This window comes from Malaciobacter halophilus (genome assembly GCF_002837275.1).
GTDB lineage: Bacteria > Campylobacterota > Campylobacteria > Campylobacterales > Arcobacteraceae > Malaciobacter > Malaciobacter halophilus.
Window position 1 is genome coordinate 1 of sequence record NZ_NXIF01000071.1, and the last position, 9,828, is coordinate 9,828.

Annotated in this window: 9 protein-coding genes and 1 other RNA gene; 9 read left to right on the top strand and 1 reads right to left on the bottom strand. The window is 27.0% G+C overall.

Translation table 11 applies throughout. The annotated features are described in order from the left end of the window. Positions 1-361: 361 nt before the first annotated feature. Positions 362-619 (top strand): hypothetical protein, encoded by a 258-nt coding sequence (locus CP960_RS13035; protein WP_101185913.1) that lies wholly within the window; start codon positions 362-364, stop codon positions 617-619. A gap of 87 nt (positions 620-706) precedes the next feature. Continuing rightward, positions 707-1,960, top strand: coding sequence for a coproporphyrinogen III oxidase family protein (locus CP960_RS13040; protein WP_162919093.1), 1,254 nt, complete (start codon positions 707-709; stop codon positions 1,958-1,960). Between the two features lie 124 nt (positions 1,961-2,084). Here CP960_RS13040 and ssrA read toward each other — a convergent pair. After that, positions 2,085-2,483, bottom strand: a transfer-messenger RNA (tmRNA) gene (gene ssrA, locus CP960_RS13045). Between the two features lie 147 nt (positions 2,484-2,630). On the opposite strand from ssrA, the gene CP960_RS13050 reads away from it, so the two are divergent. The 7 genes from CP960_RS13050 to CP960_RS13080 form a co-directional block, all read left to right on the top strand. Next, positions 2,631-3,848: a saccharopine dehydrogenase family protein gene (locus CP960_RS13050; protein WP_101185915.1), complete on the top strand. Its 1,218-nt coding sequence runs from the start codon at positions 2,631-2,633 to the stop codon at positions 3,846-3,848. Between the two features lie 70 nt (positions 3,849-3,918). Further along, on the top strand, positions 3,919-4,095 hold the full coding sequence (rd, locus tag CP960_RS13055) for a rubredoxin (protein ID WP_101185916.1): 177 nt from the start codon (positions 3,919-3,921) through the stop codon (positions 4,093-4,095). Next, positions 4,082-5,215 carry a carboxynorspermidine decarboxylase gene (nspC, locus tag CP960_RS13060; protein WP_101185917.1) on the top strand — a complete coding sequence of 378 codons (1,134 nt, stop codon included), beginning with the start codon at positions 4,082-4,084 and terminating at the stop codon, positions 5,213-5,215. The genes rd and nspC overlap by 14 nt, the downstream gene beginning before the upstream one ends. Positions 5,216-5,231: 16 nt before the next feature. Continuing rightward, positions 5,232-6,158, top strand: a complete 927-nt coding sequence (ppk2, locus tag CP960_RS13065; protein ID WP_101185918.1) for a polyphosphate kinase 2 — start codon at positions 5,232-5,234, stop codon at positions 6,156-6,158. 2 nt (positions 6,159-6,160) lie between these two features. Beyond that, positions 6,161-7,279 carry a polyphosphate kinase 2 gene (gene ppk2, locus CP960_RS13070; protein WP_101185919.1) on the top strand — a complete coding sequence of 373 codons (1,119 nt, stop codon included), beginning with the start codon at positions 6,161-6,163 and terminating at the stop codon, positions 7,277-7,279. Positions 7,280-7,314: 35 nt separating this feature from the next. After that, positions 7,315-8,253, top strand: a complete 939-nt coding sequence (locus tag CP960_RS13075; RefSeq protein ID WP_101185920.1) for a hypothetical protein — start codon at positions 7,315-7,317, stop codon at positions 8,251-8,253. Next, positions 8,254-9,828: hypothetical protein (locus CP960_RS13080; protein WP_101185921.1), on the top strand; the 1,575-nt coding region annotated here is incomplete at its 3' end. It abuts the gene before it with no gap.

A 9,828-nucleotide genomic window follows, 5' to 3' on the forward strand; every position in this document is an offset into this window, starting at 1 on the left:
TAAAGATATGTTTATAAATGCACACTTAGCTCAAAATATAAAACATGATGTTACTAGTCAAAAAGATTACTCATCAAGATTTATGATTCAAGCTGGTTGGGTATTTTAAGTTTTTAAAGCTTAGTTAAAAGAGTTATATAATTATGAAGAAGAGGAGTATAAAAAGACTACTTCATATAATTCAAAACCAAAACAACCTCAAACTTTTACTTCTCAAAAGAGTGATAAAGATGATGAGTGGGAGAGCTTTTAAGCTCTTTTACTCAAAAAAACTTTAGAAATTCAAAAAATAATCACTTTTTAAACTATTCTTTTATTAAAAATGTTATTATAAGTTTAACATTTTGTAATAGGAGTAAATATGTTTGTCACAAAGCAAGAGGTTCTTCAAAATATAGAGCAAACTAAAAAAGAGTTGCAACAAATGAAATATAAAAAGACACTAAAATACTCAAAACCTCTACTTGATATGCTAAATAAGTTTCATATAGCTTTACAAAATGATACAAAAAATACTACTGAAATTATAGAAAAATATAACAGTTGGTACAAAGAATTAGAATTAAATAAACAACTAGATAGATTAAATATCTATGAAAAAATGCAAGAGTTCAAATAAATCCTAAACTTTACTTATAATTTACATTAAATTTACCATTCTTATATAGAATTACAATATATGAAAAGTGTAATTAAGGAGAAAGTTATGGTAAATAATTTGAAAGAGATTTTTTCTATCTTTACTGCTAAAGCTGTAGTGCGAAATACGTTTGCATCATGTGTGAATATAACACCAACTTCTAATAATGAAACAAAATATTTAAGCATAAACACTACGAAAAAGTATTTACTTTATATACACGTACCCTTTTGTGATAACTTGTGCCCTTTTTGCACTTTTCATAAATATAAACATAACTTTGAAGACTCTAATAGATACTTTAAAACCTTAAGAGAAGAGATAAAAATATTAAAACGAAAAGATGTAAAAATTGACTCAGTTTATATTGGTGGGGGAACACCATTAATAAATGAAAAAGAGTTAAGAATAACTATAAAACTTGTGAAAAAATTATTTAATGTAGATGATATATCTTGTGAAACTGATCCTAACCATATAGATGTAGATAAAGTATATAGATTAAAAGGTTTAGTAAAAAGGTTATCTATTGGAGTTCAAAGTTTTAATGATGAAATATTGCAACAGTTAAGTAGATATAAAAGATTTGGTAGCAGTAATGAAATAAAACAAAAAATCTCTAAAATTGTAGGAATTTTACCTATTACAAATATTGATTTGATATTTAATATTCCAAATCAAACAGAACAGATATTAAGAGATGATATAAAAAGTGCAAAACAGTTGGGTGTAGAGCAAATAACTACTTATCCTTTAATGAGTTCAGATTTAAATGCAAGTTTTTTAAAAAGTAAACAGATAAATAGAAATGAACAAAAATTTTATAATATTATAAAAGAGCAATTAGAAGATTATAGTAAAAATAATATGTGGTCTTTTTCTAAAAAAGTAGTTGATTTAAGTGACGAATATGTATCTACACACGAAGAGTATATAGGTGTAGGTAGTGGCGCTTTTAGTTATCTTGATGGAAAACTTTTCATAAATGCTTTTGATTTAAAAGAGTATGAAAATAGAATTATTACAAAAGAAGATGCCTTAATGGCAAAAAGTGAATTTGAAAATATAAATAAAATAGAATACGCAGTATTAAGTTCATTGTTTGGGGGAAAATTAGATATTGAAAAATTTAATAAACTTTATGATGTAAATTTGGAAAAACTACTTAGAAAAGAGCTATATTTAGTAAAAAAATTAGATGTAATAAGAATAGAAGAGGGTGTAATATATCCAACTAAATTTGGAGAGTATTTACTTGTAATTATGATGGCAAGTTTTTATAGTGGTATGGATAAAGTACGTGCAATGTTTAGAAAATAAAAAAATATTTTTATTTGAAATATCTTAAAAAAGCAGTTGTTTGTTTTATTTTAGTATTATAAAAGTAAAACTGCAACTGTTGTAACTGTTTTAATTACTATTTAACATAAAATATATAAATTCTTGGTGGAGATGTCCGGGATCGAACCGGAGTCTTAAAACATCTACTCTTGACGTCTACATGCTTAGCAGGATTGAAAAATTTCACTTTTTAGCAACTCAATCCACAAGGCAACTAAAAAGCTAAGATTTTAAAATGTCCTTTTAAAGTCAAATCAACCCTTTAAAAGTAATCTATCTAGGGTGAACCCGCGATTATCTACTTAGATAGAATCAGTAGTGCGAGCCTCCAAAGACTCAACCCGAAGGGAGTCTATATTAAGTTGTTAAACTTACGCAGCTTTTGCGTAAGCTGGAGCGTAATTTGTATTGTTTGCGTCTAAAAAAAATGAGCTGCGTAACGGCATGCTCAGGCCGACATGCAATCAAGCCTCAATGCTCTAATCGAAGCCATATCATCCCCATGTTATAAGCAAGGAATTCTATCGTAATAATCTTAAATTTCATATAAACAAGAAATTTTTCTTTATCTTTTATTGTTTCATTGACTTTCAATTATAATTTACTAAAATAAGTCTATAATTTCGAATATTTAAAATGGAGTTGTTTTATGGATAAAAAAGGTATTTTAATCATTGGTGCAGGTGGAGTTAGTCGTGTTGCTACAACAAAGTGTGCGATGAATATTGATACATTTGAAAAAATCACATTAGCATCAAGAACAGTTTCAAAATGTGATGAGATTGCTAAAGAGATTAAACAAAGATTAAATGTAGATATACAAACAGCTTGTGTAGATGCTGATGATGTATTACAATTAGTTAATTTAATAAAACTTGTTAATCCAAAGATTGTATTAAATGTAGCTTTACCATATCAAGATTTAACAATTATGGATGCTTGTTCACAAACGGGTGTTGATTATGTGGATACTGCAAACTATGAGCATCCTGATGAAGCTAAATTTGAGTATAAAGAGCAATGGGCAAGAGATGAACAGTTTAAACAAGCTGGTGTAAAAGCTTTACTTGGAAGTGGTTTTGACCCAGGTGTTACAGGTGTATTTTGTGCTTATGCTCAACAAAATTTATTTGATGAAATTCACTATATTGATATTATGGATTGTAATGCAGGTGACCATGGATATGCTTTTGCTACAAATTTTAATCCAGAAATTAATCTTCGAGAAGTATCTGCAAATGGAAGATATTGGCAAAAAAATAGTGAAGGTGTAGGAGAATGGATAGAAACTAAGCCTCTTGAAATAAGAGTTGACCATGATTATCCTGAAGTTGGAGTTAAGCCTTCATATCTTTTATATCATGAAGAGTTAGAGAGTCTTTCTAAGAATATTAAGGGGCTAAAAAGAATTAGATTCTTTATGACATTTGGAGATTCTTATATTCAACATATGAACTGCTTACAAAATGTAGGTATGCTTGGAATTGAGCCAGTTGAACACCAAGGAGTTAAGATTATTCCAATTGAGTTTTTAAAGACTTTATTGCCAGACCCAGCTAGTTTAGGTCCTAGAACAGTTGGTAAGACAAATATTGGTTGTATAATTGAAGGTATAAAAGATGGAATAAAAAAGAAAATTTATATCTATAATGTTTGTGACCATCAAGAGTGTTATAAAGAGACAGGAGCACAAGCAGTTTCATATACAACAGGAGTTCCAGCTATGATTGGAACTAAAATGTTATATAAAGGTATTTGGAATGGAAAAGGTGTATTTAATATAGAAGAGTTTGATGCAAAACCATTTATGGATGAGCTTATGACACAAGGTTTACCTTGGAAAATTCTTGAACTTGATGTGGATTAATTTATCTGCTTAAGTATATATAAGTTTTAATTAGGTGATAATAGATTAATTTAATAAAAAGGAGTCTATTATGCAAAAATATATCTGTATAGTTTGTGACTATATCTATGATCCTGCTATTGGTGACCCTGATAGTGGTATTGAAGCTGGAACAGCTTTTGAAGATATCCCAGATGATTGGGAGTGTCCAGACTGTGGAGTAACTAAAGAGGATTTTGAGCCCTTTGAAGAAGATGGAAATAGTTAATAGTATAGATAAATTACCAAGTCCAAGTTTTGTTTGTGAAGAAGCTTTATTAGAAAAAAATTTAAAGCTTCTTTCATATGTTCAAGAAGAAGCAAATGTTAAAATTCTTTTAGCTTTAAAAGGTTTTGCTTTGCAATCTACTTTTGAGCTTTGTGGAAAGTATTTAAAAGGTTGTTGTGCTTCAGGTTTACATGAAGCTATTTTAGCTTCCCAAGAGTTTAAAAAAGAGGTGCATACATATTCTCCTGCTTATAAAGAAGAGGAGTTTGAACAAATTGTATCTTTATCTAATCATGTAGTTTTTAATTCATTTAATCAATTAAAGCAGTTTAAGAATAAAGCTTTAAAAAAAGCTTCAATAGGTCTTAGAGTAAATCCTGAATATTCTAGTGTTGAAGTTGATTTATATAATCCATGTGGAGCTTATTCAAGATTAGGAATTACAAAGCAGAATTTTTTAGAAGATGAATTAAATGGCGTTGAAGGGTTACATTTTCATGCCCTTTGTGAACAAAATGTTGATGCTTTACAAGGGGCTTTACAAAGCTTTGAAAATAAGTTTGGTTCATATTTAAACTCTATGAAATGGGTAAATTTTGGTGGAGGACATCATATAACAAGAGAGGATTATGATGTTGATGGTTTAATACAACTTTTAAAAGATTTTAAAAAAAGATATCCACATTTAGAAGTATATTTAGAACCTGGTGAAGCCGTAGGTTGGCAAACAGGGTACCTTATGGCAACTGTATTGGATATCGTAGATAATCAAATGCAAATTGCTATTTTGGATACCTCTGCAGAAGCACATATGCCAGATACTTTAGCGATGCCTTATAGACCTGATATAAGAAATGCAGGATTAGCAAATGAAAAAAAATTTACTTATAGATTAGGTGGAAATACTTGTCTTGCAGGGGATATTATCGGTGATTATTCCTTTGATGAACCTTTGAAAATTGGAGATAAAATCATCTTAGAAGATATGATTCATTACACTATGGTTAAAACAACTACATTCAATGGAATTAAGTTACCATCAATTGTTATAAAAAAAGATGACAATTGTTACCAAATTGTAAAAAATTTTGGGTATAATAATTACAAGACAAGATTATGACTGTAGGACAAATTGTATGGGAAGAGAAAGAAATATTATAAATGAAGAGTTTAAGGATGAAGAGGAAATAGACACAAAGAAGAAAAAAAAGCATAAAAGAAATAACTTCTCAAGAAAAAGAGAAGAGATGAAAGAAGAGGGCGAAAAAGTTCAAATTTGGGTTAAAAAAGAGACCTTAGAGTATGAAAAAGAACTAACAACCTTGCAAATTGAACTTTTAAAATTTCAAAATTATGTTAAAGAAAAAGGACTAAAAGTTCTTATGCTTTTTGAAGGAAGAGATGCTGCTGGAAAAGGTGGTACCATAAAAAGAATTACAGAGCACCTAAATCCAAGGGGTGCAAGAGTAGTTGCTTTGGAAAAACCAAGTGATATTGAGAAAACACAATGGTATTTTCAAAGATATGCAAAGCATCTTCCTAGTGCTGGAGAGATAGTATTATTTGATAGAAGCTGGTACAACAGAGGGGGAGTTGAACCTGTAATGGGATTTTGTACTACTGCTGAACATCATGAATTTTTAAAAGAGGTACCAGAGTTTGAAAAAATGCTTGTAAAGTCTGGAACTATTCTTTTAAAATACTATTTTTCTGTGTCTAAAAAAGAACAAGCAAGAAGGTTCAAAAAAAGAGAGGTTGATCCTTTAAAGCAGTATAAACTCTCTCCTGTGGATAAAGAGTCACAAAAACTATGGGATAAATATACTGTTGCTAAATTTTCAATGTTAATGGCTTCAAATACAGACATGGCACCATGGATAATAATTAGAAGTGATAACAAAAAACAAGCAAGATTAAACTGTATAAAGCATATCTTAACGCAAGTAAATTATCCTAAAAAGATTGATTCAAATAGAATAGTCGTAGATCCAAGTATAGTAATTGATGGAACTAGAGAGATAGAACTAATGGAAAAAGAAAATAAATTTGCAAAGGCAGAATGAAGATGAACTTAAGTGATTTTGAAAAGACAAACTATAGTGGATTATATGTATCTAAAGTTGCTCATCCAACTTTTGGTAAAAAATATATTGCAAGATTTCAACATGAAAGAAAAAGATACGTAAAAGTTTTAGGATACACAAAAAAAGATAATCTTACTAAAAAGAGTGCTTTAAATTTGATGCAAAAATTTAAAGACTCTATTATTGAAAAAGATAAAAAACAAAAAGTTGAAATAAAATCAAATTATAAAGAGTGTGATACTCAAGAGTTAGCAAAATTGAAAGAACAAAATGACCTAATGAAGTCTTTATTGGGTGATTTTGAAGAGTTTGACCCTGAAGTAATAAAAGATGGTGTACAAAAAATATATGATGCTGAAGAGTTAAAACAGTATCAAATTGAGCTTATAAAACTTCAAAACTATTTAGAAAATGAAAATAAAAGAATGATTATTTTATTTGAAGGTAGAGATGCATCTGGTAAAGGTGGTGCAATTAGAAGAATCACTAGATATATGAATAACAAGCATTATAGAGTTGTAGCACTTGGTAAACCAACAGAAACGCAAAAAAACCAATGGTTTTTACAAAGATATATTGAACATTTTCCAACAGGTGGAGAGATAGTATTATTTGATAGAAGTTGGTACAATAGAGCAATGGTTGAACCAATTTTTGGTTTTTGTACTGAAGAAGAGTATGAAATCTTTATGGAAGATGTAGTAAATTTTGAACAAGATTTAGTAAGACAAGGAATGATTTTAATTAAGCTTTATTTCTCTGTTTCTAAAGATGAACAAAAAAGAAGATTTGATAGAAGAATTAATGATCCATTAAGACAATGGAAATTTTCAGAAGTTGATATGCAAGCACAAGATTTATGGGGAGAGTTTTCTGAAAAAAAATATGAAATGTTAAGAAGAACAAACTCAAGAAGTGCTCCTTGGCATATCGTAAGAAGTGATGATAAACATAAAGCAAGACTTGAAGCTGTAAAAATTATTTTAAACTCTGTTGATTATGATGGAAGAAATTATGCATTAGATTTTCAACCGAATGAAAAAATAAATATATCAGTTCAAAAAGAGTTAATGCAAATGAGAAAATCTCAAAACTATTAAGAAAAAGCATTTTTGCTTTTTCTTTGGAAAAAATATTGAAAAAATATCTACTACTTATACTACTTTTTTGTGTTTTAGGTCTATTCTTATTTGAAAAAAGTAATACTAATAATCTAACTTATAGTTTTTATCATTGGGAAAATAGTTATAATATTAAACAAAAACATGAAAAGCTTTATATAAAAGTTTTAGATATTGCTTACTCAAATAGATTAGAAATTATAAAAACAAATTTTAAAATTAAACCCTTAAAAGAGTTTGTACCTGTTATTTATATCACTAATGAAGCTATGAAAAAAGTTCAACCTCAAATATTAGCTACAAAAATCATAAAAAATTTAAATAGTAGTTTTGAAAGTTTTGATGAGTTACAAATTGATTGTGACTGGTCACTTAGTTCTAAAGCAAACTATTTTAAATTTTTAAAACTTTTGAAAACTCAATTAAATAAAAAACTTAGTGCTACTATTAGATTACATCAAATAAAATATTATAAAAAAACTGGTGTTCCTAATGTTGATTATGGCTTATTAATGTACTATAATATGTCTTATATTGGAGATTTTAATACAAAAAATTCAATTTTAGATAATAAAGTTGCTAAAAAATATCACTATAACTTTGATACATATCCTTTAAAATTAAAACTTGCACTTCCTTTGTATTCACAAGCTGTGCAGTTTAGGTACAAAAAGCCACTTGATATTTTTGAAGGTGTAAAAAAAGAGGATTTTAAACAAAATTTTCAAATACAAAAAAATGGCTATTATAAAGTTATAAAAAGTCATTATTTTAAAGGAAGATATGTTTATAAGGGTGATATTTTTAGATTTGAAGATTCTAAAAAAGAGGATTTAAAAGTAGCATTACATGATTTTTTTGCAATAAGCAATAATAGGTTTAATGAAGTGGTGTTTTATAGAGTAAAGTATAAAAATAAATATGATTTAGAAAAATTATTAAAAGGTATATAGATGCTAGTACGACTACTTTTTGTAGTGCTTTTTTTTAAAGTAGTGCTCTTTTCATGTGGTGGATTTTGGTATGATGATGGAAAATTTCTTTTTTTAGAAAAAAGAGATTATCCTTTTGCAAAATATGAAGAAAATTTAGAGTTTGCTTCTACTTATAATAGTGTGATTTATGATTATGAAAAAAGAGCAAAAGAAGCAAATATAGCTTTATGGCAAAAGCAGTTAAAAAATAAATTTACAAAAAAGCAAATAGAAAAAATAGTATATAAAAATAAAAATCTTCATTTGATAGAAGATAAAGATACTTTAGATTATTTGGCTTTTGTAAAAAAACAAGAGAATCTTGTCTCTTCTTTTTATAAATACTATTCAAAAAAACAGAAGCAAAATATCTTAAAACCAGAGATTTTAATAGATGAAGCTTTAGAAAAATTACAGAAAGTTAAATCAAAAGATTTAAAAAAAAGATACTTTTTTTTAGCTTTAAGATTAGCTCACTATAAAAACTTAAAACCACTTATTATTTATGATGCACATAAGTATCTTTTAAATAATCACAGCAATACAATATTAGATGATTGGATTCAAGGTATTTATGCAGGTGCTTTAATAAGAAATAATCAAATATCAAAAGGTGTTTATGAGTTTTCTAAGTTATTTTCAAAAGATAAAATAAACTGGCATCTTGCTTTTTATAACTTTAAATATATCAAAAATCAGTTTCAATGGGATGAATTAGTTGATTTAACAACTTCAAAAGAGGAGTTAACAAAACTTTATGCAATTAGAGGATTAAGTAAAAATGCAAATATAATCCATGAGCTTAAAAATATTGCAAAACTTGATATAAATAGTAAATACTATGAATTACTTTTATATAAAGCATTATTAAAATCTCAAAGCTTTTTTGATATTGAAAATAGTCTTTATGGGAAAAATGAAAAGATTGATTACACAAATTTTATTAACTATTTAAAAACTGTAAAAAAAGATGATATGTATTTAGTAAACTTAACACTTGGCTTTTTTTCATATTATCAAAATAGTATAAAACAAGCAAAATATTATTTGAGTTTATTAAAAGAAAAGTATAGCTCTTCTCATGAAGTTCAAAATTTAGATTATATACTTTTTTTAAATGATATTAAAAAAATAAATAGTGATGTTGAGAAAAAAATATATAATAAATTAAACTTTTTATCAAATAATAGTTGTACTTTTAATTCAATAGAGAAATATACTTTTTATAAACTAAAAAATCTATATAAAAATAGTGATTTAGAGTTTAAGTCTTATCTTATGTCTCAAATGGATTATTTTGATGAAAGAAGTTTGAATTTAGATAGATTAAATAAAATTGATGATTTATTAAATAGTAAAACAAATAATAGTTTTGAAAACTATATTGCTTCTAAAATTAAAAATAAAGATATTCAAAAAACTCTTGAGTATGCAAGAATTTATGAATTAATAAATAATTTTAAATTTGAAGAGGCTTTGCAATCAAAAAGTGCTCTTTTAGACTATAAAGTAACTTTTAATATTTTTCATAACTCTATTAGAGGTAATAACAGA